A 22,866-nucleotide genomic window follows, 5' to 3' on the forward strand; every position below is an offset into this window, starting at 1 on the left:
CTCAATGCACGGTGTCGAGCAGGCGGAGAAGCTCGGCAAATTTTGATTCGAAGAAATGAGGCTGGGTTTCACGCGGATTAGCCGGGCTGGTGATGTTTTTACCGTACATGCAGCCTTTAGCCGTCAGTGACCAAAATAGCTTCACACCATCGGTGCCTGACCGGCTGGCTCTACTTTTATGTTCAACGATCCCCAGCTTCTCAAGCTGACGATAGGGCTGGCTCGCATTCATTCGAATACTCTTGGCCTTAAGAAGTGCACTCAGTGAGAGCGTGGGACGGCTTGACCCGTCTTGTGCGTCAATAGGTGCATCAATAGCATACGCAGGCATCATGTTGGGGATACCGTAATGCTGTTGAATCTTCTGATATGCGCCAAGCTTTGAGGAATTTGAAAAGTTCAGCATTCGGGAGGCTGATTCAAGCAGGATGATGCTGGCCTGCACTTCTTCTGGCATTGAAACTACGGGGGGCTTTGATGCCAGAGAATCGTACGTGCGGATTACTTTTAAACTGAATTCGGCGCTGATCCACATCGCATATGAGTAGACCAGCTCTTTGCATACGAACGTACCCTGGTTCATGCCACCCTTAATAACCGATACAGGGATTCCTGTATCGCTCAGAAGCTGAACGAGTTCGTTGGTCTGTTGAAGGTTACGCCACAAGGAAGGCTCATGTCTGCGTTCGCCGCCTGCGGCACGATGAAGATCATTAAGGCAATAAAGGCCGGAGTTGTCCTGACGAACGGAAACCCCATCAATCACTAAAAGCTGATTCATGCTTTCTTCTCCACACACTGTTTTTAACTGGCCCCGCCCCATCATCTGCAAATGAACGGGACCAACCTTTGCCTAAGGCATCTGCAACATGCTTCAGGTATTCTAACTATAAACATTATTTAGGTTGATTTCACTGAAACCATAGTCGAGCGGATTGTAACCTTTGCTATACCCTACTATTATGCGAAAGTTGACTTTTTAGCTGCCAACCTAGGCCTAAGAATTAGGATCATCATCATGAAAAGGATAAGTTACTCGACAGCGATTTTCGCTACCTTTATCCTTATGCAAAACTAAACTTTGAAAGTCATATAGTTAGCTTGATACACCATTAATGAAAAATAAAATTAAGGATTTCTATGTTTAGAATAAGTTCAATCATGAACGAAAGTCGTGATAAAGTAAGTGTCTATGACTTTAATGAAGATTCATACCATAATTACTACACAATCCTTACTGGCGACAATGCAAGCGGGAAGTCAAGCTTATTAAGTAAAGCTATAAATTTTTTCTTATTTGATAATAAAAAAGATGATTATCTTGAACCAGCTATCTCACTTGAATTTTTATCCGAAAGAAGCCCTAGCAAAATAATTGCCCTATGCAATTCAAGATTTGATAAATTCACATCAAATCTTTACTTAAAAAGGAGATCTTATGTTAAGAAATCAGCCATGAGGTCAATGTTTTATATCCATCCAGAAGTGAGCGACAACCCCAAAAAAGGAATAGCTGATGTAGTTACTCAATGCGTTAAAAATACATTGAGCCAAAATAAATCTATAGATTTACTTAGAAATGAAAGAGTCAATGAAGCCTTTGCAATGTTTGGACTGCAATCTCAACTTCACCTTAAATGTGCCATATCCACAAATAATTTACAGTATATCCTGGCTATCTTAAGCAGTCTTATTAATGGAAAGATGATTCTGTCCGATAAAGGCATTGTATACCGCAGAAAAGAAAACGCCTTTCTAGATTCCGCTTTAGACAACCGGAACAACACTCTGGATGAGTCGATTGAATTTGTTTGGAGAGATATTAAAAAAGAACATAACCCAAATGAGCTCTATGACATCCTATTAATGATACAAGCTGAAAAAATTTCTGCAGGGGATCTTGGTGATGTTTACTTCTCCATTTCTGAAGGGATAATATACACGGAAGGAAAATCCTTACTATATGACTTTGGTAAAATGGAAATAATTAAGCATCTATTTATATTAGATGTGTTTTATGTTTCTGATCTTCAGGTGATGCATAGTGATTCCAATAAAGAAGTCAGCATGCTGTCACTAAGTTCCGGGCAAAGAACCTTATTCGGACATGCAATTGTTTTAAGTAGCTTCTCTGAGAATAATTGCATGATTTGTATTGATGAGCCAGAAAATAGTTTGCATCCAGAATGGCAACTTAATTTTATGCGCTTCATCTCTCTTTTATGCCCAGACAGACTTGGGGCGCACATTTTTATCGCGACTCACTCACCTCAAATCATTTCTGGCATGCAATTTGACAATGGGTGCGTGCTGTCTCTTGCAAATAAAAATAATATAGAGTCAATAACAATAAGAAAGGATAATAAATATTTCGGCGATAGATTTTATGAACTGCAACCTTTGAGAATTTACAGAGAGCAATCCGCTGACAAACAATTAACAGGTGTGTTTAAAAGCCCTGGATATAAAAACGACTTCATTATAAGAAAGCTACTACTAATACTATCAAAAATATCAAAAAAAATAGAGCCAACACATAATGACGACGAATTTATTAACCAAATCGGTGTTCTAATTGAAAAAAACAGAGTGCCCGATGGCGATCCTGTGCAATTTTTATTCAAGCAGATTATGAGCTTCAAAAGATTGAGGGCGTCTGATGATTACTAAACCTATCGTGTATAGCGCTACAGCTCAGGCACATGTAGACACATTCGATGAAAAAGCCACGCATTGGGATGGTACATGCTCAGTTCGAAAAGCTTTCCGAAAAGAGGTTAGGGATTACTATCGCAATGAGCAAAATTTTACCTGCCCTTATTGTGGAAGATTACGAGAAGAGTTCCATGGCGGACAGTGGGATATCGACCATATTATTCCAAAATCAACACATCCAGCATATCTCTATACCCCGGAAAATCTTGCGGTCACGTGCAAAGACTGTAATACGCATAAATCTAATAAAAATCCTCTATCTTCTCCAGTAGCAAATACATCACCATACCCTAACAATAAGGGAGCATACAAAATAATACACCCACACTTTGATCCTTATCACATACATATTAACCTCACTCAAGACAAGAATGGGAGGTCTTGCCACGAGGTAATTACGGAGAAAGGTGGTGAAACTTTCGAAATGTGCAATTTAATTAGATTTAGCGAAGCGTTTTCTGGTACATCTGAATTTGTAGAAGAACTGGGGACTGAGGTTGGTATTACTGACGATTTCAGTAAATCTGTTCAAATGTTGTTAGAAAATTATGACAGTTTGAATGATGCTGATGCTGATATGGCCTTTAAGGCTATAATGAAAAAAAGAAAGTTACGTTGACGCTTATGTCCCGAACTTTGGAGATTAACGATGTTCGCAAGTGGTTCATTGTGAGCATCCTTTTTCTGCTTAAGCTTTGCAAAGTTGGATTATGAGTGCTGTTACCGTGCTAATAATCGCCTCATAATATTTGATGCGCAACAGCGCCCGAAGGCGCTGAACAATACTCCCTTTCTGGTGTTACGCCAGTACGTGTTAACGCTTGGCGGGAACGGGAGAGTTAACTTCATGCAGTCTCCCCAATACCCGGAATTGTCATCTGACTGACAACTTCACGAACTGCCTGACGCAACATGCGGATATTCAACCAGCAATCACGGTTAGTCTGCTCCACCAGCGCGATAAACTCCTGAACTGTGCACGGCCTGTCCTGGCGAACGTCAATCAGCACCGCAGAAAAACGCTGCAACTGTTCTTTTGCCAGCTCTGGATCATCGTACTGCTCTGACACCCACAGCTTCAGTTCAAGATCGTCATGATGCTCTTTGATGAGGCGCACCGCTTTAGCAATGGTCTCTGCCGGAACTGTCACACAGGTAGGGTTCTCAACAGAGTCCGCTGCCCAAGTATGCGCGTACTTTGATTCGCTGTAGGTGTACTCAGCTTTCATTTTGAACGCGGCAATAACGCACGCCCACGCTTCAACACCGCTTTGCTCAAGGATTTCGTGCTTCAGCAATGGCAGGTCATCACCGTCCTCTGCCTTAACTGCTGCCGGTTGTTTGCTTACTGATTGAGTCACGCCGTAGTGCTCTTTGGCGATCAGGATAATATCCATCAGCTCAGCGGCCTGCAGGTCAGTTTCAAACGTCAGCGTAATGCGTGCGCCTTCATCGCTCTGCTCTGTCTGAGAATGTTTAGCAATCAGTTCTGCAAGCTTACGTGCCTGGGCAGCACTGAACTGCGGCATAGCATCGGTCTTAGTCAGCTTCTTCTTCCCTGCCGCTTTCGCCTTCTGCATCTGCTCCTGCGCAACGGATGAGGCTTTAACGCCATGTTCGCGCTGCAGGGCTACTGCTGTGGTTGCGGCCACTTCGCCAGACTTCACCATCTCAATCAGAGGTTCTCCAACCGTCAGCAACTGCAGGTGCTGTTCAACGTCGGTGATCGAACGTTTCACCTTGGCGGCGATCTCAGCTGGCTCTAAGCCCTGATTAACGAGGCGCTGATAGGCGGCTGCACGTTCCAGCGGCAATAGGGCTCGGCCCTGACTACTGGTGACCATGAATGCCACACTGTCTGCCTCACTCCCCACGAAGTCTTTGCACTCAAGGCGCAGCGTATAGCCCGCTTCCTGAGCTAGCTTCGCACCGTAATAGCGGTGATGGCCATCGATGATCTTAATGCCCTTCTCGGTGACCTTAACAGCCAGCGGAGGCACATGTTCACCAGCGATAAAGGCGTCGCGGAACTCCTCGACATGAGTCTGATCGATATCACGAATGTTGTAATTAGTTTCGACATACAGCTCATCAACGCCCAGCAGGTAGGTTTTACGGGTGGTGATATCGGTATCGCTATTTTTCTTGTCGTCGTAAATGCGCGCTAATGTGCTCATGCTGTGGTCAGCTCCCATGTCAGGACAATAATCAGGGCGGCAATCATCACCGCTGCGGTGCGGATGGCCTGGTAGAAAATCTCATTGCGTTGGTAGTGCCTCTTCAGGTGCGCTTTCATTGGCGATCCTCACTCAGGAAGCTTTCGCCAACACGGCCTGTATCAAGCCCGCCATAGCTGCCACAGTTAAGTGAGCCTCTAGCGGCACAGCGGTCGCAGTTCTCTTTGGCTACATTGCGGGATGCATCGAACCGGGCCACCAGCATCGCTTCACGCCAGACCTGTGCAGCACGCAGCCAGAACCCTTTAGCTTCCAGTTCGGTAGCCTGCATCGCCAGCTGGCGATGCTTTTCGCTCTCTTCTGGCACCGGAGCGGTGTTGATCGAATAACTCCAGTCGCTGGCACGCTTGAGAGTCCCTCTGGTAAAAAGCGGTTTGATAAAGCGCTTCACTGAGGTCTCATGCAGGCCGGTAAGCTTGCAGAGTTCGCGCACCTTCAGCGGGCCATTGCGGATAATCAGTTCAAGAATTTTTGATTCGTGGTTAATCATCGCTCTATCCCCTTATGCGCCGCGAAAACCGTTAGGAATTTCATAGTCCATTGATGAGATAGCCATCACATCACGCTGCCACTTACCGTTGATGCACTTAGGCCGCCCCGCTTTATCCCATTTCTGCGCTGAACTCAAATAGCCGGGGAACTTACCCGGACGGAAAATTGTTTCCGGTCGGACGTACTCACACATTTTTGGGTCTTCAGCCCACTTCGCGATTGAATAATCCACAGTGAGGATCAGTTCATCAGCAGTGAAATCTTCAGCCAGGCGACCGCGAATTGGTGCCAGTGAGGATTTTGATTTCTGAAAGCGCATGCCTGCTGCGCGGTTCAGGTGCTCCAGCACGCTAAAAGCAGCCTGATTTGCATCAGGGGCATGGTCGGGTTGCCCCACAACCTGACAAGAAGGGGTTGTTGTAATCTCTGTAGTATTCTCTGTTGTATTCTCTGTAAGACGAGGGCAATTTGCCCCCATCGATGGGGTTAAAATGCCCTTATCGATTGGTGCAGATTGCCCTGTTCGATGAGTGCAACTTGCATCCTTCGATGAGGGCAATTTGCCCTCATCGGCCAGCAAAGGGTTTGCGTGGTTAATTGCGTAATAATTAGTCCGATCATGCTGTGCTTTTTTAAGTTGCTCGACAAAAATTAAGTTGCGTTTTTTGAGTGATGTAAGTGCGCGTTTTACGGTGTCCGATGACCAGAATGGGAACTGATTAGTCCAATCTTCGATGGTGTTATAAACCCAGCGTTTTCCGTCATGCTCGACGCCGGATGTGGTGTCTTCCAGCCAATAGCAAATCTGCTGCAGCACAATCGCCTCATTAAGACCAATGCGCTGCGCAAGCTCAGGGCTTATCACCAATGGTTTAACTTTCAGAAGTAGGCTCATGAATTACTTCGACCTCCCTGAAATAATGCTTGAACCGTTTAAGAGAGCTGAAACACTCGCCATGTTCATAGTTGGCACGCAGGTAGATAACCCTGTCGTTCTCTGGCTCCCAGCGTATGACCCGTACAGGGACGCCGCGCTTATCGCGGAAGATTCGGTCAAGCTCTCGCATTTGGTCGCCTTCATTCGCTGGTTAGCATCGCCCACAGCCCAGTCAACAAAGCTGTGGTTAACTTCCTCTGCGCCGCCTGGTACATTAAGCACATACCGCAGCGGCTCACTGCTGAAGCGGCCACCAGCTGAAGGGAGGCAACGGAATTGCGGTAACCCTGGTAATCTGGTTAAATTGATCACGCGATTAGTTCTCCACACACGTTGATTTAGTCGCATCGAACGCCGCGGGCTGCAATCCTGCGGCGTTCACCTTTTCTGGGGGGCAAAACACGCGGTACAGCAGCGTCAGATGCTCCTGCCACTTAGCCATAACCTGATAGCTGTTCTCTTCAATCTGCTCACGCTCCGCCGCATCAATTAGGCCGTCAGCTGTTGCTTTGCGAATATAGGCAGAGTGCTTGCCAATCCACTCAACTGACTCCATCAGTCGCTGATTGATATCTGCGTTATCAACATCCTCAATATCCACCAGCGGAACGTTGACGCTGTTTGACTGACGGGACACCGCATTAGCGATGTGCTTGGTGCCGCTTGCCTGTTGCAGGACCATCGCCCAACCCATTGGGAAAATCTGATCACCATTAGTGCGCAGGCGGTTGAACAGAGCATCCTCTGTAACGCCCAGCCATTCGGCAGCTTCTGCATACCCACCCGGAAGACTTGAGATGGTCTTTTTAATTGCTGCCACCAGCCAGGCTGGTTGCTTTTCTACTTGCCAGTGCTTCTGATCCACGGTTAAGCCCTCTTGTCTGTGGTTACTATGTGAAAATGGAACTTTTAAAGTCTGTTACCTCTTCACTCTGCCGGGCGGGAATACATCATCCAGAGAGCAATTGGCTCCAAGCTTGTTGAGTCCTAAAACAATCATTCTGCACTCATCAAGACCTGGCTTACGGATGCTTAGCTCGTAATTGGCTACTCGCGATTGGCCCCAGCCAATAACATCAGCCAAAACCGACTGGGAAATACCGAGCTTCTTTCTTTGCTCAGCGATAGTGTTCATTGGCTTCTCCAAAAGTTAATCACAAAGCAATTACACACAATTCGTGATTAAGAGTCAATGACAAAACGTGTAGATACAGCAATCACGCTACGTGTTAAATTTGATAGGATGAAAACAATGCATGAGTTGATAGGGGAAAGGATTAAAGCCCTAAGAGAAAGCAAGGGATTGAGCCAAGCGCAGCTTGCCAGACTATGTGGCTGGGCAGCTCCGTCACGTTTGGGGAATTATGAATCTGGAACGAGGAAGGTCAGTTCTGACGATGCCATCCTATTAGGGTCTGCTTTAGGCATATCTCCAGCCCAGATATTGTTTGGAGAAGATGCTGATACAGTCTTTAAGCAGTATGAATACCCCCTTTTCACTTATGTCCAGGCTGGTGATTTTTCTGAGGTGGGTAGCTTTACCTCCAGAGACGCTAAGGCATGGGTCCCTACAACGAAGAAGGCCAGCGATAAAGCTTTCTGGCTTGAAGTTAAAGGTCACTCAATGACCGCGCCGCAGGGCGTTCGGCCAAGTTTCCCGGAAGGCATGCTGATCCTCATAGACCCGGCAGAACCGGTCGAGACTGGCGATTTCTGTGTTGCATCTGCTAACACAGACTCTGAAGTGACTTTCAAAAAGTATGAGAAAGATGCAGGTGTGAGCTACCTTGTGCCGCTTAATCCAGCCTACAGAATTCTGGACTGTGACCACAGCTGCCGCATCATAGGTAAAGTTGTTAAGGCTCAGTGGCCGGAAGAGACATTTGGGTGAACTCCCTCTATAACGTAAGTTCTCTCTGAAATAATGCAACATCACATATTATTAACTTATTGTTTTTATTCAAATTTTAATCATTACCAATTTTTTTCCACTAAAAACTAAAAATTCCCTTTTAGGGAAAACCGTTTATACTTCCCAAAAGGGGAACCAAAAGTTGCTATGAAGGTCAGAGGATTGGAGGAGCTTCATAAGTTCATTAGGAAGCATAATCAGGCTAAGGGCCCACTTGAAGCGTGGCATGACGAAGTTTGTCGCTCAACTTGGAAAACTCCCCAAGATATTAGAGATAAGTACAATCATGTAGATTTTAGGCCAAAAAATAGAGTGATATTTGACATCAAAGGCAACGATTATCGCTTAGTTGTTCAGGTAATCTACGTTGCAGGTGTAGTTGTCATAGAAAAAATTGGTACACATGCGGAGTACGATCGTTGGAGACTGTGATTATGGATAACTGGCGGATTATTAAAGATAAAAAAAGCTATGATCATGCCATGAACAGATTGCTCGAATTAGCTGATACTGACCTGAAAGAAGGGACTCCAGATTTTGATGAGTTTGAGCTTTTAAGTTTGTTAATCGGCCACTATGAGGAAAACAACTTTCCTGTAGAAAAGCCCGATCCTATAGAAGCAATAAAATTCAGGATGGACCAAATGGGATTAACCCAAGCTGATATGCGTAAATATCTTGGTTCTCCATCAAAGGTATCGGAGGTTCTGAATTATCGCAGACCTCTAAGCCTTACTATGATTAAAAGCATTCACACTGGATTAGGAATTCCTGTTGACATCCTCATCCAAGATGTTTCGAACGTTGAGTGGGAACCACTCCCTTTAAATACAGAATCTTTTGCGTTAGCTATTGGAAGAGTATGTGAAGATGCGGTTCACCTTGAAGTAGGATTTTCTAAAACCAATGGGTTCAGTGAGTCTACATATTCAAGTGAACGCGTAACACTTGTGGCTCCTAGTACCAATGAAAAAAGGATGCCTAATTTTCAGATTCGAAGCCTAAGCTACGGATTACATTGAAATTAAACGTTTCTAAAGTGTGATAAATATGAGCTTTAATATCCTTACATCCAGAGTAACTAGCTTAACTATTACTGAAATAGAAAGCACAAAAGAAAGTAGTAAAAAGACAAAGAGAAAAGAAAATAAAGAACATGACGCTCAACTTGATTTTAGCAATGAATTTTACATGAATAATCATAGTGACAAATTATTCAGAGTTAAATATAGAATCAAGGTTAATGTACCTGAAAGGTATAAAATTGATCTAGATTATGTTTTTGACTTTCAATCTGATGAAAGTGTTACGAATGATTTACCAAAAACTATGCTTGCTAGAGCTACGGTTCCTAACCTAACTTATCCTTATATGAAAGTTTTCATTGAAAATTTAGTAATGATGTCTGGATATGGAAACATACCGCTACCTCATGTTGATTTCACTCAAAACCCAGTCCCACTTAGTACTGAAGAATAGTTGCAGACTTTTAAACTCATCAAGAATGAATTATTCCAAATGAAATTTATCCCGGCCATTGCGCCGGGTTTTTTATACCTATCTATCCAGTCTGTGGCCGCAGCTTCCATTGCTTTAGTCATTAACTCAGACCTGGCAGGGTTCTTTGATGCCAGCGCCGTTCTGAGTGCATCTGTTATCACTATCTGCTTCGACTCAACCCCATAATCGTGGAGCGTGAATACCACGTCACCAACAACCCTGCACATCTCATCATATAGCTTATCTGATTGCTTGCTCATGATACCCCCACTATAAAGGCGTTAGACAGCCACATGACATCATCATAACCCACTCAAATATCACGAAATATTATTTATCACACGAAAAATCATGCACATATTGTGTTTTGAGCTTTCACTACACGTTTTGTGATTGACTATCAAATCACATTATGTGTATATTTAACCCATCAATAGCGAAAAGGCAGGATGCCTACGAAGTAGCCGCCCGAGGCGTAAGAAGACCGGGATGATTCGCTAAGCGTTTTGCAGTGGTGTGAGGACGGTGCTGTGAAAGTGATTAAGAACATGTCGAACACAACGCTCCGGGACCTGATTACCTTTTTGAGGCTCTTCCCAGATGCTGATGTTGTCTGTTGTGGTGATGCCGGTGTGGTGAGTGTGCAGTGTGATGCTGAAGACGTGGTTCGCGGACCAGCGTTTTAAAAGTACTGAATTGCTTTGTTGGCGGTTACTCATGAGGGTTTGTTTAACCGCCCTTTTTCATAACGGTGAGAGCATTTCTCAGTGGCGAAGGAAACTCCAGAAGACCTCCCTGAACCGATTAATGCTCTCAGCCGTTGTGGTGAATGCGGCCAGCGCGCGCGGAAGACTGACAAAGATTGCACACAGTCTAAGAGTTTCCGCTCTGGTGTTTGTCAGTCTGACCAGAGCACCGGGAGGCACCCGGCACCGCAGCAACCTTTCAAGTGTGTGGAGTAATCGGGCTGTGGGTTATTGCAGTAACCCACCAGCCAACTTAAACGAATCCCAAAAGTTTTTTATTGCCATCACTGGCAAGGGATTCATGCAACCAAAAATCGTGTGTGGAGACTTTCATGGAAAAGCCGAACGACCATATAACCGTAGGCATTATCACCCTGCCCTACAGCCATATCCTGAACGGCTGGATCATGCCTGATGGCTCGGTAATCAGTAATCCCACTAAGGCGCAGCGTGAAGCTGAGCGGCTTAATAAAACCATCAACATCACCATTCACTGAGGGCGATGACATGCATCATTTCAAATCGAATAAAGAAGTCGTCGCTGCCGGCCACCAGTTCGCTAAGAACATCGGGATGGATACTCCTCTGATCGAAATGGCAAAGATGGTGACTGAGCTGTCGTCGCGTCTCGACGTTGCCACCGTTCGTGCCAATCTGATGGCTTCAGAAGTGCTGCGTATCAACAGCGTGCTTCCTGACACTATTTCAGCCCTACAGGCTGCAGGCGCAGACCTGACACTGATTGATGACCTGAATGCAGCACTTGCTACGCCAGCCTGCGATCAGTGGATTCGAACACTGCGCGGTGAAGCACTCGGTGAAGCGCGCCTGGCGGTGTCAACTGTGGGTAATCAACAGCTGCCCGGCATTTCACAAGCGATCAACATCATTTCCCAAATGGAAATGGATTTACTTCGCTCACGTACGGTAACGCTGAAGGTGGTGTCATGAGAAAGGTCGCCCAATTTCGCCGCAGCAATGGCCCAAATTCCGGTTTCAGTGAAAAGCTGGCCTGGCAGTTATCAAAAGGCCCGGCAACGGGTCGGGAGCTGGCGCAGAAACTCGGTATGACTCTCAGTGAGTTCAACCGTTTGGTTCTTCACATCATGCGCCGCGGTGGTGAAACTCTTCAGGTTGAGGCATCCAATCAGGTCTGTCTCGGTGGCGGATCAATTGACCGCACTTACAACCTAGTCAGAAATCCGCGCCGTGTTGCTCCACCGCCATGTAAGCCAATGATTATCAACTACAGCAACAACCGTTCTGAAGAGGCTATCAAGCGCCATCGTGAAGCAGCTGCACGCCGTGCTCGTCTGATTGCCAGCGGGCTGTATCTGGAATGCATGGGTTAAGGAGAAGATTCAATGAGCATTAAGCCCTTAGAAGTTAAACGCAACCAATATGGCTATTGGTCTCATCCAGATTATCTGGCGTTCTGTGATGGTCGTGAATTTATCCCTACCGCTGAGTTTGATCAGTGGATGTCCGAGCATGATTTGCAGTGGAAGGTTGAGTACCTTGATGAAGACATGATCGACCCTACTGTAGATGGTTGCAATAACTCTACCTGGCAACCTGAAAGCCCTGAAGGTGAAGGCTGGTTCGTTGGCTCCATCCATGACACTGAAGACGGTGCGGTTTGTATTTGGCTGCGCGCCGGTAAGGATGGTGAGTGATGGCTAAATCATCAGACGTGCATGACCTGTTAAGCGCTTATCAAAAACAGGCCCGGAAAATACCCGCGAAAGGTGTTTATGCCACCAGACAACGCCAGGAAGCGGTAAATGCAGCCCATGCGCGCAAGGTAAGACGCAAGCGTCGGCGGTCAGTAGGCAAGTCAAATAAGCTCGGTTGTCGCTTCACGGCGGAAATGCGCGTAGCACTAATTTGCGATATGAATTTTTGGGCTTTGGTTTGCCGCTCCAACCGCGCAGGAGAGCCATCATGACCGAAGAGCAGAAGCAGGCGCTGATTGAGCGTTGCGGAAAAATATCAGAATGGCGTGAGAAATATGGCGACTATGCAAACGTCATGCTTCCTGCCGTAGAAGCCCAGCAGATTGCGCAAATCGCACTGTCCGCTCTGACCGCGCAGCCGGACTCAGCTCCCTGTGATTGGGTTTATATCCGATTTACCGACATCAGCAAAAGCCAGCGGATGAAATGTCAGATTGCATGGTCAGATTGGTTAAACAGTGTGATTTATGATGAAGAGGGAGCGCCGTTATTAATTTCCAATAGTGATTTCCAAGTCATCCGCGCAGCCGGTTATCAGGTGGAGGGTGAGTGATGGATACTCGTGAGCCAATGCGACGCCGTAAAAATGACAGTGACAAAATGAATCTGCCTGAAGGAAAGGCATGTAGTGACTGCGTTCATTGCCGCCGCTGCACAATGATGTTTGGACACATCCCTACAGATGAGGTGTGCGACTGGGCACCATCAAGATTCCGCCAGGCTGAGCCAGTTATCCGCGCAGGAGAGCCATCATGACAGAAGAGCAGAAACAGGCGCTGATTTCTAGATGCAGATGCCGCATTGAGCTTACTGAGATGATTTTGCGTAATCATCGTCCCGGTAGAGAAATGCGAAAAATTCTTGAAACTGAAATGCGAGTCTTTCAAATCGCACTCGCCGCCCTGACCGCGCAGCCGGATGACTGGCAGCAGCGCGCAGAAGCAGCAGAGGTGGAAGGAGAGAAAAATCTCTTGGGCGCTCACGCATGGGAAGAGCACGCGCGAAGGGCAACAGCAGAGCGTGATGTGCTTCAGGCGCAGCTGGCAGAGCTGGAGAAGCAGAAGCCGTATGGTTACGTTGTGATAACGGGTACGGGTGCTAAAAAATTCTCTACTCGCCACCCGAGACTGCGAGTAACCAATGAGCCGCCTGTTGCCGTATTCACCCGTCCCGCGCCCGCCGCTGACCTGGCTGATTTGGTTCCGGATGAATTGACGCGCGAAGCTTGGAGGCAGCTTTTCATTAATGAAGACTACCAAGACACATTCCGTTGTGGATTCAGTGCCTGCCGCGCCGCCATCCTGCGCAACATTGAGGAGGCGAAATGAGCGACAAAAAATATCCCAGCAACCTCTATCTTGAGTCTGTGACAACAAGCGTTGATTTTGCGAGCCATGTTTCGGTCGAGGCTGTCATTGTCATGGCAAAGGAGTTGTTGGCGCTGCGTAAGGGTCGCGAGATACCGGAGGGATGGAAGTTGGTACCAGTAGAGCCGACAGAGGAGATGATTGCTGCTGGCGATCAGTTCATGTATGGCCTGTCTCGTCTGGGTGATGCTTACGACGCAATGCTGGCAGCAGCGCCTGGAGGCGAACAGTGAGCAAGATGCTGCTTGAGGTTTGTAACGATTGGCAGATAGAGAGAGCGGCCATACTGGAAAGAAACCCTGACTTACGCCGCATTGTGCTTGAGTGTGATGCATTGATTGAGCGCGCCGTTTCGTCTGCCAGGCAAATTGCTCACGCTGTGGAGTGGGATACCCGTGAAGCGGCAAAGAAGGCTGCGGAATTGCCGGGAGGTAAAGGTGGCTAAATCCCCCGCCGAACGCAAAGCATCGCAGCGTGCCAGGCAGGCCGCTGCCGGAGGTAAAAAGCTGGAGCTGGCTCTGGATAGTCAGGAACTGGAGATGCTGGCGCAGAACTGCGCCGCACGCCGCCCCGGTCGTGAACCGTATGAGCTGAACGAATATATCGCGCTCTTAATCCGGAAAGACTCCGCTGAGCTGGCGCAGCAACTTGAGGCGCTGGCCCACCAGCAGTGCGGGAAATGCAAAGACCAGCTGCCGGTGCAGTCATGCCCTTGCCAGGGTGAGTCTAAATGCTGGGTTACAAAGGGCTGGTACTCGCTCAAGTTGGTGATATAAATGCTGTGACATGTCACGGAGGAAGTTATGAAAATTGACCAGCAGTACTTAAAAGACTTATTGATTGCATTTGAAGATACGGAAGGATCGGATACTTCTGAGAACGATCTCTTAAAGGCAGGAATAGACACAAAAAGCCCTGAATTCAAGTTTCATATGCGCCTATTAGGAGATAAAGAGTTCATTTCCAGACTGAACGGAGAGCCTGGTTGGGAGTTCTACAGACCAGTTAATGTAGGCTCCTTCACAATGCATGTAGAAAGTTCACTTCGATTAACAGCTAAAGGACACGACTTCATCTCAGATTTACGTCAAAAAGAAGTTTGGAATACGGTAAAAAATAACTTCTCAGATGCAAGCTTATCTACTTTATCTGATGTTGTTAAAGAGCTGGCTAAAGGTTATGCCAAACAAAAAATCAAACGCTTGACGGGTTTCAATCCTGAATAATATTTATCAAGTATCCTGATGCAGCGGGAATGTGTGGAGAAAAAGAATGGCTAATATTGAAATGATCTTTGAAAGCGAAGCGATGCAAAAAATTGGTGTTACCTCACGAACAACAATGAGGACTTATGTGCTGAATCATTCCTTCCCCAAGCCAGTAAGAAATCGCCCAAAAAAATACTTACTGGCTGAGGTAGAGCAGTGGATTTTAAACGGCGGCGTTAATCAGAGATCAGCTTGATCTGCTCGAAAATCTTGTCAGCGTAGAGCTCATAAGCAACCTTCTGTTCCGCTAACCAGTCGTGCTTGTTATACACTGCAAGCACGCCTCCAAGATCATGCCCCAGCATTTTCTCAATGACATGGGGCGCAATCCCTTCCTCTGCCAAACGAGTAGCCATCGTTCTGCGAAAGTCATGAGCGGTAAAATCACCAAAGTTAAGCTGATCGCGTAGCAATCTGACATACCTGGTTGAAGAACCGATGCTCAGCGGAATGTTCCTTTCGAAAGCACCGTGAAACAGTAGGCCATTGCCATTATCGATTGACTGTTTAAGTAGTGGCTCGATTTGTTTGAAGATCGGCCTCCTGATGATTTTATTTGTTTTGCTACGGTCTGATGGCAATGTCCAGATACCCTCTTCAAAATCAAAATCCTCCTTTCGTGACTCTCTCAATTCGCTATTGCGTGATCCATACAAAATGAGGGACTTGATGAGCATTTTGCTCGAAAACGTTGCGGTAGATTTTTCGTTCTCAACCCATATCTTTGCCAACTGCCGATAGGTAAGAACCGTGTCGCCGGTTTTAGGGTTCCTGCCAAATTCTTTGGGATTCAATCTCAAAAGCGATGAGTCTTCAATAAACTGTCTTCGTGAGCACCAAGCTATTGCTCCGCGCAAATGTACCAATAGCTTACGGGCTTTTAATGGATTAGCCTGTTCTTGCTCCGTGAAAAAGTCTACCCAGGCACTGACCGGGATGTGCTCTATTGGTATATCCGCAAAATACTTTTCCATCTCATTAAGCACTATGCGCTCGTACACTTCAGCGGTGCTTTTTCTCAGTGACTGAAGCACATAGTTGTCATACCAATACTTGATGCATTCATGTACGGTAGGCTTCTTCTTTTTAACAAGAAGTTGATGCTTAGGATCGATCCCTTCAGCAATGAGAGATTTATACTCACCGACTTTTATACGAGCATCACGTAGAGATACCGCGGGGTAACGGCCTATCCCAAGTCTGTGTTGGCTGCCATTTATTCTGTACCGGTATTGAAAGCTGACTATCCCTTTAGGGGTTATCCTTATCCCTAATCCGTCAGCATCGGTTATTTCCGCTGGACCGCTGTAAGGCTTGCCATGTAACCCGCGCAGTTTCGTATCGCTAATAGCCATTATGTACTCACCATCAAATATCATGACTCAATTTGTACTTATATGGCATTGTACACAGATGTTTATAGGTGTACAGAAGTGATGGCAAGTGCAATTAAATGAGAAAATATTATATTTAAAATCAAATGCATATGAACATAATTGGTGATTGATGATCGTTACTGTTTTTAGATGAACATTAGATTCGAGACCGCCAGAACTCTAAACATAAGAGGCAAAATTACGCACAGGACCTGCAGCTGTCGATGCGTGGCTTTGGCTCCCGCTCAACCTACGGCGTACGCGGGCTGCGCATCTATGTGGATGGCATCCCGGCCACCATGCCGGATGGTCAGGCGCAGACCTCCAATATCGATATCGGCTCGATTGATCATGTTGAGGTACTGCGCGGCCCGTTCTCTGCGCTGTATGGCAACGCTTCGGGTGGCGTAATCAATGTCACTACCCAACAAGGACAACAGCCGACCACGCTTGAAGCCAGCAGCTGGTATGGCAGTTACGGCAGCTGGCGCAATAGCGTCAAAGCCAGCGGCGCGACCGGTGACGGCAGCCATGCCGGAGATGTTAACTACACCGTCTCCGCCTCACGCTTCACCACTCACGGCTATCGTGATCACAGCGCTGCGCAGAAAAACCTTGGCAACGCCCGACTGGGCGTGCGTATTGATGATGTCAGCACCCTGACGCTGCTATTTAACAGCGTTCACATTGACGCGCAGGATCCCGGCGGCTTAACCGAGGCGCAGTGGCGTGACAATCCACGTCAGGTGGTCAGCAACGTCCCGCTTTATAACACCCGTAAGACTGTCGATCAGACTCAGGGCGGCCTGCGTTATCAGCGCCAGATGAGTGAAAATGACGACCTCAGCGTGATGCTCTATGCGGGCATGCGCGAAACTACCCAGTTCCAGTCGATCCCCGCAGCCGTGCAGCGCAACCCGTCTCATCCCGGTGGCGTGATCGCCCTGACCCGCCACTATCAGGGCGTCGATACCCGCTGGACCCATCGCGACACGCTGCTGTCTATTCCGGTGGCGCTGACCGGCGGACTCGACTACGAAACCATGACCGAGCGCCGCAAGGGCTATGAAAACTTCACGGTCAGCAACGGGGTGACACAGCTGGGCGAACAGGGCAATCTGCGCCGCAACGAGCGCAACCTGATGTGGACGCTCGATCCCTATCTGCAGACCGCCTGGCAACTGACCGATAAGCTGTCGCTGGATGCGGGTGTGCGGTTCAGCACCGTTAACTTTGACTCTAATGACTTCTATATTCAGCCCGGTAACGGCGACGACAGCGGTGATGCGCGCTATCACAAATGGCTGCCCGCTGCGGCACTGAAGTATGCCTTTGACCCAGGCTGGAACGCGTGGATCTCCGCCGGTCGCGGCTTTGAAACCCCGACCATTAATGAGCTCTCTTACCGCTCGGATGGCGCGACCGGTCTGAATCTGGGGCTGAAACCGGCCACCAGCGATACGCTGGAGATTGGAAGCAAGAAACGCATCGGCAACGGCCTGATCAGCGCGGCGCTGTTCCAGACCGATACCCAGGATGAGATTGTGGCGGATGCCAGCAGTGGCGGACGCACTACCTATAAAAATGCCGGTCAGACCCGCCGTCGCGGTCTGGAGTTAAGCCTGGACCAGCAGTTTGCCTGGGACTGGCGGCTGAAGATGGCCTACACCCTGCTGGATGCGCGCTATCGCACTAACGCTTGCGGCAGCGACAGCTGTGACGGCAACCGCATTCCTGGCATTGCCCGTAACATGGCTTACGCCGGACTCGGTTACCTGCCGGAACAGGGCTTTTATGCAGGCAGTGAGGTGCGTTATCTGAGCCAGATCGCCGCTGAAGATCAGAATAGCGTGAACACCCCGTCCTACACAGTGGCAGCAGTAAACAGTGGCTATAAGTGGCTGGTTGAGAACTGGACGCTGGATCTGTTTGGCCGGGTCGATAACCTGTTTGATCGGCACTATGTGGGTTCAGTGATTGTGAATGAGAGTAATGGTCGCTATTTCGAATCCGCGCCGGGCCGCAATTACAGCGTCGGTTTAACGCTGGGTTACGCCTTCCGCTAAAACAATTCGGGCCACCGTCGCGGTGGCCCGACGCTTAACGTCACACGCCAATCAGGCGCGCGAATTCAGCTGCGCCTTAATATCCTCACAGCTGCCGGTTTCACCCAGGCGTGGGAAGATCAGGTTCACGCTATTGTTGTGCGTATCGAGGTTGAGATCGGTCATCGCATCGGTCGCCAGCGTGACGTTGTAACCCAGCTCATACGCCTGTCGTGCGGTGGATTCCACGCCGATACTGGTCGCGATACCGCAAATCACTACCTGAGTAATGCCGCGCTTTTGCAGCTCATCGTGCAACGCCGTGGCGTGAAACGCACCCCAGGTTTTCTTGGTGACCGTAAGGTCATTCTGCTGTGGGGTCATCGCCGGAACCAGCGTGGCCCAGTCGGCGGGCAATTCGCCGCTGTGACGTGCCTGCTCATTGCGGCCCGGCGCCCCACCAGCCACGTTAACCAGCACAACCGGCAGATCGTGCGCGCGAAACGCCTCAGCCAGTCCGGCACAGCGTTCGATCACCGGCTGCGGTTCATGAACCAGCGGCAGCGCCACAATGCCATGTTGCAGGTCGATAACAATCAGCGCAGTTTTTGCATCCAGTGTGGTTACAGCCATGTTGAATCCTCAGATTTAATAGTCAGTGAGTCGTTGCAGCAGAGGGAGAACGTCGGTCAGTTGCTGCTGTTCTGCCGGACTCAGTCGCGCTTCCAGCGTCCGGACCAGCCAGTCATCGCGCATCGCGCGACTCGACGTAATCACCGCCAGGCTGGACGTCGTGGGAAGATAGCGGGTTTTACGGCCATCATGGGGATCCGGCTCGCCCGTCACCAGTTCCGCCGCCAGTAACCCGGCGACGGTCGCGCCCATTGACTGGGTGCGTACGCCCTCGGCCGCCGCCAGTTGCGTTACCGTCATCGCCCCATCGCGAACCAGATGACCCAGCACCGCGACCTGCGACCAGGTTAATTCGCCAGGCGGTGCTGACTCGCGCAACCGGCGGCCCAGCTTGCCCACCAGCATGCGCAGCATTGCAGCGGATTCAGTCAGATCGCTCATTACCCGTCTCCATCGATAAGCGAAAGTATAAAGATACGAAGGTAAACTGTGTAGTTTGCTCAGGTATCAATTTGTAACGTCCGGGCGCTGCAGATAGTGGATCAGACTGTGGAAGCGCAGCGGCGTGCTGAGCGGGTTACGGTAGCTGTGCAGCACATCGGCCCTGAACTGGAACGCCTCCCCGGCGAGCAGACGTCGCCAGAGATCCCCGACGCCCAGCAATAGTTCGCCCTCGATGATCACCACCTGCTCCACACAGCCCGCTTCATGGGGCGAAGAATGACTCTGCGCGCCCGCTGCCAGCTCCACCGCCAGCAGATCAAAACGCAGTTGCGGATCGTAAGGCAGCAGCGACCGTACCGACATGTCGGCATTGGGCTGACTGAATCCAGGCGCGGCGCCTGAAGGCAGTACGCTGCCGTCGATAAAAAAGGAAAACGGAACGTTGAAACCGGTGGCAATCTTCCACAGCGTCGCCACAGTGGGACTCGATTCGCCGCGCTCAATCTGGCCCAGCATCGCTTTACTGACGCCGGTTCGCTCCGCCGTCAGCGTCAGGCTCCAGCCATTGGCCTGCCGCAACTGTCTGAGCGCGCTGCTCAGGTGTTGCTGAAAATCCGCCATTTTTTCTCCTGCTTTCTCGTCATCCTGGTGAGTGACGTTATGGCAATAGTGTAACACTTGTGCGTTATAGCGCATCATGCGACCATGTGCGCTATAACGCACAACCTCATAAAGAGTCTGACCATGACGAGAGCGGAACCTCCCCGTTTTACCCTGCCGATGCTGGTCTCCGGCTTCGTGGCTGTGCTGGTGGGCTACAGCAGCAGTGGCGCGATTATCTATCAGATGTTTCAGGCGGCGGGCGCCACGCCCGCGCAGATTGGCGGCTGGCTGTCGGTGCTGGGCATTGCGCAGGGGATCGCTTCGCTGAGCCTGTCACTGCGCTACCGCATGCCGGTGCTGGCTGCCTGGTCAACGCCCGGCGCCGCGCTGCTGGCGACCAGTTTTCACGGCATTTCGCTGAATGAGGCGGTAGGCGTCTTTGTTTTCGCCAACCTGCTGATCGTATTGTGCGGCGTCACCGGCCTGTTTGCCCGGCTGATGAACTACATTCCTGCCTCGCTGGCAGCGGCGATGCTGGCAGGTATTCTGCTGCGCTTCGGGCTGCAGACCTTTGCCGATTTGCAAAGTAACTTTGTACTGTGCGGCAGCATGTGCCTGGCCTGGCTGCTGGCCCGCCGCTGGCTGGCCCGCTATGCAATTCTGGTCACGCTGCTGGTGGGTGTTGCCGTCGCGCTGGCACAGCACGCCATCCACTTTCCGCCTCAGCCGATTAGGCTGGCAATGCCGGAAGTCGTGATGCCGCACTTTACGCTCACCACGCTGCTGGGGATCGGCGTGCCCTATTTCCTGGTGACGATGGCGTCACAGAACGCCCCCGGCATCGCCACGCTGCAGGCGCACGGCTACCGTCCACCCGTCTCTTCACTGATGAGCTGGACCGGATTAATTGCGCTGCTGCTGTCGCCATTAGGGGGTTTTTCGGTCTGCGTGGCGGCGATTACGGCGGCCATCTGCATGAGCGATGAGGTCGACCCAAATCCTCAGCAACGCTGGCGTGCGGCGGCGCTGGCGGGGATCTTCTATCTGCTGGCGGGCGCGTCCGGTGCGCTGATCGCCGTGCTGTTCAGTGCCCTGCCTGTGGTGCTGATTGAGGCGCTGGCGGGTCTGGCTCTCCTTGCCACGCTGGGTGGCAGCCTCCACCGCGCACTGGATCTGCCTGCCGAACGCGACAGCGCGCTGATCACCTTTCTGATCACCGCATCCGGCGTTTCGCTGCTGGGCATTGGTCCGGCCTTCTGGGGACTGGCGGGTGGCGTCATCGCCCACCTGTTGCTGGTGCGCAAATCCGGCTGATTGCGTCATACTCTCTGAAATAGCGGTGGTTTTTCCGTCAGCCGGTGAAAAAAACAGTGGATTTACCCCCTTTTTCTGCCGTTTGATTTGTCATTGCCCCGCGTAAAATCAACCTAATCGTCGATAACACGCGATTTTCTGCCTCAGACAACGACCGATAAGGGCCCAACAGGTGGCAAAAACTTTTCTGCGCAGCGGTAATTTAGATGCAGTTCTGGCGTTAGGTGAAAATGGCCAGCCGGTCTACGCCTCAGCATTGCAAATTCGTGAAACCCTGCGCCTGCGCCGTCAGAGCGCACTGGCAGATTGCCTGGCCATTCCTCAGGCCAATGAACGGGGCGATCGCCTCGACTGGTATGCCCCTTTTAGCGGCCGGGTAAAATCCTGGCTGGGTGCCAGCGATCATGAACGTCGCGCGGCGCTGCAACAGCTCACCGCCTGTCAGCAGGATATGCAGGATCTCAGTACGCGCGCGCGCGCGGCAGAGAATCCATCGATGCGGCTGTTTGGTGCGCTGCTGAGCAAAACCCTGCAATTCCCCGACCAGCAGTATGTTTACTTGGTTGATGGCAAACCGGTCATCACCTTCTGGGGCTTTGTCGATGCCCAGGCGCGCAGTCGCGATGACGCACTGGCCTGCCTGCGTGACACGCTGGAAGAGAACCTGCCGGTGGCGCTGGTTGAACCGCTGCCTGAGCTGCCTGCCGCGCCGGTCATCGCTGAACCAGTGATGATCGCTGAGCCCGAACCTGAACCTGAACCTGTGGCTGAACCGCTGCCGGTTGCGGCACCCGTTGAAGCTCAGCCGGCGACGCCTGTAGCGGCTCGCCGCCGTTTCCGCGTCTGGTATCTGTTACCGCCGGTGGCGATTGCTGCCGCCGTGACGGTGGCCGTGTTGCTGCATCGTTCAGAACCCGTAAAAACACCGGTTGCCACTGCGAAGCCAGCGTCAGCCCCGGCGACGGTATCCACTCCGGCCCCGGCTGCGACTCCGGCACCGGTTGCGGCGACACCGTCTGTCACACCACCTGCAGAGCGGGCAGCACCGGAAAAACTCCCCGAATCGCAGCCGCAGAAACCGGCCAACACCACCACCGATACCGCACCGGCAACCTCATCTGCTACCCTTGCCACAACGGTGACGGCGCCGGTTCCGGCCAAACCCGATGACCTGATCGTGACGCCGGATGCGGTGCGCGATGGCCAGGTACGGGTGATTGATGGCCGCTGGCGTGTCACTATCGACCAGATGCCGACGCCAACCGGTAAGCCTCCGGTAATGCGCTTCCAGTTTAAAAACGGCAAAGGCAGCGTGCAGATCGCCCAGGGCAATACTACCTGTAAAGCGGATGTCAGCGCGGCCATGACCAGCGCCGGTAACCTGGTGATTGAGAGCCGCTACACGGCGAAGTGCCAGAACAATTCGCGCTACCGTATGCCACTGCTGGTCTGCCATGCGAGTATCGGCGCCGCAGTGTGTGAAGCGCAGTATGCTGATGACCGGGTCTTCCCGATGACGATTAAGCGTGAGAGTAAATAAC

General features: G+C 50.1%; 33 protein-coding genes and 1 pseudogene. 21 read left to right on the forward strand and 13 right to left on the reverse strand.

Annotated features, from left to right (window positions below; genetic code table 11):
- Nucleotide 1 precedes the first annotated feature (1 nt).
- Nucleotides 2–781: a KilA-N domain-containing protein gene (locus LC417_RS03740; protein WP_223565492.1), complete on the reverse strand. Its 780-nt coding sequence runs from the start codon at nucleotides 779–781 to the stop codon at nucleotides 2–4.
- A gap of 380 nt (nucleotides 782–1,161) precedes the next feature.
- Here LC417_RS03740 and LC417_RS03745 point away from each other — a divergent pair, with 380 nt between their 5' ends.
- Nucleotides 1,162–2,670, forward strand: a complete 1,509-nt coding sequence (locus tag LC417_RS03745; protein ID WP_223565493.1) for an AAA family ATPase — start codon at nucleotides 1,162–1,164, stop codon at nucleotides 2,668–2,670.
- Nucleotides 2,660–3,334: an HNH endonuclease gene (locus tag LC417_RS03750; protein WP_223565494.1), complete on the forward strand. Its 675-nt coding sequence runs from the start codon at nucleotides 2,660–2,662 to the stop codon at nucleotides 3,332–3,334. Before LC417_RS03745 ends, LC417_RS03750 begins: the two co-directional genes overlap by 11 nt.
- Nucleotides 3,335–3,560: 226 nt before the next feature.
- Here the strand turns inward: LC417_RS03750 and LC417_RS03755 are convergent, their stop codons facing one another.
- The 7 genes from LC417_RS03755 to LC417_RS03780 form a co-directional block, all read right to left on the reverse strand.
- Nucleotides 3,561–4,892: a chromosome partitioning protein ParB gene (locus tag LC417_RS03755; RefSeq protein ID WP_223565495.1), complete on the reverse strand. Its 1,332-nt coding sequence runs from the start codon at nucleotides 4,890–4,892 to the stop codon at nucleotides 3,561–3,563.
- Nucleotides 4,889–5,011 carry a hypothetical protein gene (locus LC417_RS22405; RefSeq protein ID WP_255601829.1) on the reverse strand — a complete coding sequence of 41 codons (123 nt, stop codon included), beginning with the start codon at nucleotides 5,009–5,011 and terminating at the stop codon, nucleotides 4,889–4,891. Before LC417_RS22405 ends, LC417_RS03755 begins: the two co-directional genes overlap by 4 nt.
- A complete protein-coding gene (locus LC417_RS03760; RefSeq protein WP_223565496.1) occupies nucleotides 5,008–5,442 on the reverse strand; it encodes a PerC family transcriptional regulator in 435 nt (144 codons plus the stop codon). Before LC417_RS03760 ends, LC417_RS22405 begins: the two co-directional genes overlap by 4 nt.
- A gap of 12 nt (nucleotides 5,443–5,454) precedes the next feature.
- Nucleotides 5,455–6,339 carry a conserved phage C-terminal domain-containing protein gene (locus LC417_RS03765; RefSeq protein WP_223565497.1) on the reverse strand — a complete coding sequence of 295 codons (885 nt, stop codon included), beginning with the start codon at nucleotides 6,337–6,339 and terminating at the stop codon, nucleotides 5,455–5,457.
- Nucleotides 6,317–6,511, reverse strand: a complete 195-nt coding sequence (locus LC417_RS03770) for a DUF4222 domain-containing protein (protein WP_223565498.1) — start codon at nucleotides 6,509–6,511, stop codon at nucleotides 6,317–6,319. Before LC417_RS03770 ends, LC417_RS03765 begins: the two co-directional genes overlap by 23 nt.
- A gap of 186 nt (nucleotides 6,512–6,697) precedes the next feature.
- Entirely contained in the window at nucleotides 6,698–7,246 is a 549-nt protein-coding gene (locus LC417_RS03775) for a YmfL family putative regulatory protein (protein ID WP_223565499.1), read from the reverse strand.
- A gap of 54 nt (nucleotides 7,247–7,300) precedes the next feature.
- The gene (locus LC417_RS03780; protein ID WP_223565500.1) at nucleotides 7,301–7,516 is read right to left on the reverse strand and encodes a helix-turn-helix transcriptional regulator; all 216 of its coding nucleotides are present in this window, start codon (nucleotides 7,514–7,516) and stop codon (nucleotides 7,301–7,303) included.
- 108 nt (nucleotides 7,517–7,624) lie between these two features.
- On the opposite strand from LC417_RS03780, the gene LC417_RS03785 reads away from it, so the two are divergent.
- The 4 genes from LC417_RS03785 to LC417_RS03800 all read left to right on the forward strand — a co-directional run bounded on the left by LC417_RS03785 (nucleotide 7,625) and on the right by LC417_RS03800 (nucleotide 9,772).
- Nucleotides 7,625–8,272, forward strand: coding sequence for a LexA family transcriptional regulator (locus LC417_RS03785; RefSeq protein ID WP_223565717.1), 648 nt, complete (start codon nucleotides 7,625–7,627; stop codon nucleotides 8,270–8,272).
- A gap of 168 nt (nucleotides 8,273–8,440) precedes the next feature.
- A complete protein-coding gene (locus tag LC417_RS03790) occupies nucleotides 8,441–8,725 on the forward strand; it encodes a type II toxin-antitoxin system HigB family toxin (RefSeq protein WP_223565501.1) in 285 nt (94 codons plus the stop codon).
- Nucleotides 8,713–9,315, forward strand: a complete 603-nt coding sequence (locus LC417_RS03795; protein WP_255601830.1) for a transcriptional regulator — start codon at nucleotides 8,713–8,715, stop codon at nucleotides 9,313–9,315. The genes LC417_RS03790 and LC417_RS03795 overlap by 13 nt, the downstream gene beginning before the upstream one ends.
- Before the next feature lie 28 nt (nucleotides 9,316–9,343).
- Nucleotides 9,344–9,772 carry a protein-export chaperone SecB gene (locus LC417_RS03800; protein WP_223565502.1) on the forward strand — a complete coding sequence of 143 codons (429 nt, stop codon included), beginning with the start codon at nucleotides 9,344–9,346 and terminating at the stop codon, nucleotides 9,770–9,772.
- Here LC417_RS03800 and LC417_RS22580 read toward each other — a convergent pair.
- Nucleotides 9,739–10,053, reverse strand: a complete 315-nt coding sequence (locus tag LC417_RS22580) for a DUF2767 family protein (protein WP_374197795.1) — start codon at nucleotides 10,051–10,053, stop codon at nucleotides 9,739–9,741. The genes LC417_RS03800 and LC417_RS22580 overlap by 34 nt on opposite strands.
- An 818-nt stretch (nucleotides 10,054–10,871) precedes the next feature.
- Here LC417_RS22580 and LC417_RS03810 point away from each other — a divergent pair.
- The 12 genes from LC417_RS03810 (at nucleotide 10,872) to LC417_RS03870 (ending at nucleotide 15,106) form a co-directional block, all read left to right on the forward strand.
- Nucleotides 10,872–11,036: a DUF1317 family protein gene (locus LC417_RS03810; protein ID WP_223565503.1), complete on the forward strand. Its 165-nt coding sequence runs from the start codon at nucleotides 10,872–10,874 to the stop codon at nucleotides 11,034–11,036.
- 10 nt (nucleotides 11,037–11,046) lie between these two features.
- Nucleotides 11,047–11,490, forward strand: coding sequence for a hypothetical protein (locus tag LC417_RS03815; RefSeq protein WP_223565504.1), 444 nt, complete (start codon nucleotides 11,047–11,049; stop codon nucleotides 11,488–11,490).
- Complete coding sequence (locus tag LC417_RS03820; RefSeq protein ID WP_223565505.1) at nucleotides 11,487–11,891, forward strand: hypothetical protein; 405 nt, start codon at nucleotides 11,487–11,489, stop codon at nucleotides 11,889–11,891. The genes LC417_RS03815 and LC417_RS03820 overlap by 4 nt, the downstream gene beginning before the upstream one ends.
- Nucleotides 11,892–11,903: 12 nt before the next feature.
- On the forward strand, nucleotides 11,904–12,215 hold the full coding sequence (locus LC417_RS03825) for a hypothetical protein (protein WP_223565506.1): 312 nt from the start codon (nucleotides 11,904–11,906) through the stop codon (nucleotides 12,213–12,215).
- Nucleotides 12,215–12,487: a hypothetical protein gene (locus LC417_RS03830; protein ID WP_223565507.1), complete on the forward strand. Its 273-nt coding sequence runs from the start codon at nucleotides 12,215–12,217 to the stop codon at nucleotides 12,485–12,487. The genes LC417_RS03825 and LC417_RS03830 overlap by 1 nt, the downstream gene beginning before the upstream one ends.
- A complete protein-coding gene (locus tag LC417_RS03835; protein WP_223565508.1) occupies nucleotides 12,484–12,828 on the forward strand; it encodes a hypothetical protein in 345 nt (114 codons plus the stop codon). The genes LC417_RS03830 and LC417_RS03835 overlap by 4 nt, the downstream gene beginning before the upstream one ends.
- 199 nt (nucleotides 12,829–13,027) lie before the next feature.
- Complete coding sequence (locus tag LC417_RS03845; protein ID WP_223565510.1) at nucleotides 13,028–13,603, forward strand: hypothetical protein; 576 nt, start codon at nucleotides 13,028–13,030, stop codon at nucleotides 13,601–13,603.
- On the forward strand, nucleotides 13,600–13,875 hold the full coding sequence (locus tag LC417_RS03850) for a hypothetical protein (RefSeq protein WP_223565511.1): 276 nt from the start codon (nucleotides 13,600–13,602) through the stop codon (nucleotides 13,873–13,875). The genes LC417_RS03845 and LC417_RS03850 overlap by 4 nt, the downstream gene beginning before the upstream one ends.
- A 5-nt stretch (nucleotides 13,876–13,880) precedes the next feature.
- The gene (locus LC417_RS03855) at nucleotides 13,881–14,087 is read left to right on the forward strand and encodes a hypothetical protein (RefSeq protein WP_223565719.1); all 207 of its coding nucleotides are present in this window, start codon (nucleotides 13,881–13,883) and stop codon (nucleotides 14,085–14,087) included.
- Nucleotides 14,080–14,418 carry a hypothetical protein gene (locus tag LC417_RS03860; protein WP_223565512.1) on the forward strand — a complete coding sequence of 113 codons (339 nt, stop codon included), beginning with the start codon at nucleotides 14,080–14,082 and terminating at the stop codon, nucleotides 14,416–14,418. Before LC417_RS03855 ends, LC417_RS03860 begins: the two co-directional genes overlap by 8 nt.
- A 27-nt stretch (nucleotides 14,419–14,445) precedes the next feature.
- Complete coding sequence (locus tag LC417_RS03865) at nucleotides 14,446–14,868, forward strand: DUF2513 domain-containing protein (protein WP_223565513.1); 423 nt, start codon at nucleotides 14,446–14,448, stop codon at nucleotides 14,866–14,868.
- Nucleotides 14,869–14,914: 46 nt separating this feature from the next.
- Complete coding sequence (locus tag LC417_RS03870) at nucleotides 14,915–15,106, forward strand: AlpA family transcriptional regulator (protein ID WP_008926250.1); 192 nt, start codon at nucleotides 14,915–14,917, stop codon at nucleotides 15,104–15,106.
- On the opposite strand, the gene LC417_RS03875 is transcribed toward LC417_RS03870, so the two are convergent.
- Nucleotides 15,087–16,265, reverse strand: coding sequence for a site-specific integrase (locus tag LC417_RS03875; protein WP_223565514.1), 1,179 nt, complete (start codon nucleotides 16,263–16,265; stop codon nucleotides 15,087–15,089). The genes LC417_RS03870 and LC417_RS03875 overlap by 20 nt on opposite strands.
- Before the next feature lie 212 nt (nucleotides 16,266–16,477).
- Here LC417_RS03875 and pqqU point away from each other — a divergent pair.
- A pseudogene (gene pqqU, locus LC417_RS03880) lies at nucleotides 16,478–18,352 on the forward strand (TonB-dependent receptor PqqU); the annotation flags it as partial.
- A 51-nt stretch (nucleotides 18,353–18,403) separates the two neighbouring features.
- Here pqqU and LC417_RS03885 read toward each other — a convergent pair.
- The 3 genes from LC417_RS03885 to LC417_RS03895 form a co-directional block, all read right to left on the reverse strand.
- Nucleotides 18,404–18,964, reverse strand: a complete 561-nt coding sequence (locus LC417_RS03885) for an isochorismatase family protein (RefSeq protein WP_010245270.1) — start codon at nucleotides 18,962–18,964, stop codon at nucleotides 18,404–18,406.
- A gap of 15 nt (nucleotides 18,965–18,979) precedes the next feature.
- Complete coding sequence (locus LC417_RS03890) at nucleotides 18,980–19,405, reverse strand: MarR family winged helix-turn-helix transcriptional regulator (RefSeq protein WP_010245273.1); 426 nt, start codon at nucleotides 19,403–19,405, stop codon at nucleotides 18,980–18,982.
- A 66-nt stretch (nucleotides 19,406–19,471) separates the two neighbouring features.
- Nucleotides 19,472–20,029: a helix-turn-helix domain-containing protein gene (locus tag LC417_RS03895; RefSeq protein ID WP_045140377.1), complete on the reverse strand. Its 558-nt coding sequence runs from the start codon at nucleotides 20,027–20,029 to the stop codon at nucleotides 19,472–19,474.
- An 84-nt stretch (nucleotides 20,030–20,113) separates the two neighbouring features.
- Here LC417_RS03895 and LC417_RS03900 point away from each other — a divergent pair, with 84 nt between their 5' ends.
- Both LC417_RS03900 and LC417_RS03905 read left to right on the forward strand, forming a co-directional pair.
- Nucleotides 20,114–21,325 carry a benzoate/H(+) symporter BenE family transporter gene (locus LC417_RS03900; RefSeq protein WP_152545237.1) on the forward strand — a complete coding sequence of 404 codons (1,212 nt, stop codon included), beginning with the start codon at nucleotides 20,114–20,116 and terminating at the stop codon, nucleotides 21,323–21,325.
- A 172-nt stretch (nucleotides 21,326–21,497) separates the two neighbouring features.
- Nucleotides 21,498–22,865: an SrfA family protein gene (locus LC417_RS03905; RefSeq protein WP_223565515.1), complete on the forward strand. Its 1,368-nt coding sequence runs from the start codon at nucleotides 21,498–21,500 to the stop codon at nucleotides 22,863–22,865.
- Nucleotide 22,866 lies beyond the last annotated feature (1 nt).

Source organism: Pantoea sp. OVA07A (assembly GCF_019969975.1).
GTDB lineage: Bacteria > Pseudomonadota > Gammaproteobacteria > Enterobacterales > Enterobacteriaceae > Pantoea > Pantoea agglomerans.

Excerpts from the sequence above, each read along its gene's own strand:
- LC417_RS03740 (WP_223565492.1), bottom strand. The coding sequence starts at position 781 with ATGAATCAGCTTTTAGTGATTGATGGGGTTTCCGTTCGTCAGGACAAC.
- LC417_RS03745 (WP_223565493.1), top strand. The coding sequence starts at position 1,162 with ATGAACGAAAGTCGTGATAAAGTAAGTGTCTATGACTTTAATGAAGAT.
- LC417_RS03750 (WP_223565494.1), top strand. The coding sequence starts at position 2,660 with ATGATTACTAAACCTATCGTGTATAGCGCTACAGCTCAGGCACATGTA.
- LC417_RS03755 (WP_223565495.1), bottom strand. The coding sequence starts at position 4,892 with ATGAGCACATTAGCGCGCATTTACGACGACAAGAAAAATAGCGATACC.
- LC417_RS22405 (WP_255601829.1), bottom strand. The coding sequence starts at position 5,011 with ATGAAAGCGCACCTGAAGAGGCACTACCAACGCAATGAGATTTTCTAC.
- LC417_RS03760 (WP_223565496.1), bottom strand. The coding sequence starts at position 5,442 with ATGATTAACCACGAATCAAAAATTCTTGAACTGATTATCCGCAATGGC.
- LC417_RS03765 (WP_223565497.1), bottom strand. The coding sequence starts at position 6,339 with ATGAGCCTACTTCTGAAAGTTAAACCATTGGTGATAAGCCCTGAGCTT.
- LC417_RS03770 (WP_223565498.1), bottom strand. The coding sequence starts at position 6,511 with ATGCGAGAGCTTGACCGAATCTTCCGCGATAAGCGCGGCGTCCCTGTA.
- LC417_RS03780 (WP_223565500.1), bottom strand. The coding sequence starts at position 7,516 with ATGAACACTATCGCTGAGCAAAGAAAGAAGCTCGGTATTTCCCAGTCG.
- LC417_RS03785 (WP_223565717.1), top strand. The coding sequence starts at position 7,625 with ATGAAAACAATGCATGAGTTGATAGGGGAAAGGATTAAAGCCCTAAGA.
- LC417_RS03790 (WP_223565501.1), top strand. The coding sequence starts at position 8,441 with ATGAAGGTCAGAGGATTGGAGGAGCTTCATAAGTTCATTAGGAAGCAT.
- LC417_RS03800 (WP_223565502.1), top strand. The coding sequence starts at position 9,344 with ATGAGCTTTAATATCCTTACATCCAGAGTAACTAGCTTAACTATTACT.
- LC417_RS22580 (WP_374197795.1), bottom strand. The coding sequence starts at position 10,053 with ATGAGCAAGCAATCAGATAAGCTATATGATGAGATGTGCAGGGTTGTT.
- LC417_RS03810 (WP_223565503.1), top strand. The coding sequence starts at position 10,872 with ATGGAAAAGCCGAACGACCATATAACCGTAGGCATTATCACCCTGCCC.
- LC417_RS03815 (WP_223565504.1), top strand. The coding sequence starts at position 11,047 with ATGCATCATTTCAAATCGAATAAAGAAGTCGTCGCTGCCGGCCACCAG.
- LC417_RS03820 (WP_223565505.1), top strand. The coding sequence starts at position 11,487 with ATGAGAAAGGTCGCCCAATTTCGCCGCAGCAATGGCCCAAATTCCGGT.
- LC417_RS03825 (WP_223565506.1), top strand. The coding sequence starts at position 11,904 with ATGAGCATTAAGCCCTTAGAAGTTAAACGCAACCAATATGGCTATTGG.
- LC417_RS03830 (WP_223565507.1), top strand. The coding sequence starts at position 12,215 with ATGGCTAAATCATCAGACGTGCATGACCTGTTAAGCGCTTATCAAAAA.
- LC417_RS03835 (WP_223565508.1), top strand. The coding sequence starts at position 12,484 with ATGACCGAAGAGCAGAAGCAGGCGCTGATTGAGCGTTGCGGAAAAATA.
- LC417_RS03845 (WP_223565510.1), top strand. The coding sequence starts at position 13,028 with ATGACAGAAGAGCAGAAACAGGCGCTGATTTCTAGATGCAGATGCCGC.
- LC417_RS03850 (WP_223565511.1), top strand. The coding sequence starts at position 13,600 with ATGAGCGACAAAAAATATCCCAGCAACCTCTATCTTGAGTCTGTGACA.
- LC417_RS03855 (WP_223565719.1), top strand. The coding sequence starts at position 13,881 with ATGCTGCTTGAGGTTTGTAACGATTGGCAGATAGAGAGAGCGGCCATA.
- LC417_RS03865 (WP_223565513.1), top strand. The coding sequence starts at position 14,446 with ATGAAAATTGACCAGCAGTACTTAAAAGACTTATTGATTGCATTTGAA.
- LC417_RS03870 (WP_008926250.1), top strand. The coding sequence starts at position 14,915 with ATGGCTAATATTGAAATGATCTTTGAAAGCGAAGCGATGCAAAAAATT.
- LC417_RS03875 (WP_223565514.1), bottom strand. The coding sequence starts at position 16,265 with ATGGCTATTAGCGATACGAAACTGCGCGGGTTACATGGCAAGCCTTAC.
- LC417_RS03885 (WP_010245270.1), bottom strand. The coding sequence starts at position 18,964 with ATGGCTGTAACCACACTGGATGCAAAAACTGCGCTGATTGTTATCGAC.
- LC417_RS03890 (WP_010245273.1), bottom strand. The coding sequence starts at position 19,405 with ATGAGCGATCTGACTGAATCCGCTGCAATGCTGCGCATGCTGGTGGGC.
- LC417_RS03895 (WP_045140377.1), bottom strand. The coding sequence starts at position 20,029 with ATGGCGGATTTTCAGCAACACCTGAGCAGCGCGCTCAGACAGTTGCGG.
- LC417_RS03900 (WP_152545237.1), top strand. The coding sequence starts at position 20,114 with ATGTGCGCTATAACGCACAACCTCATAAAGAGTCTGACCATGACGAGA.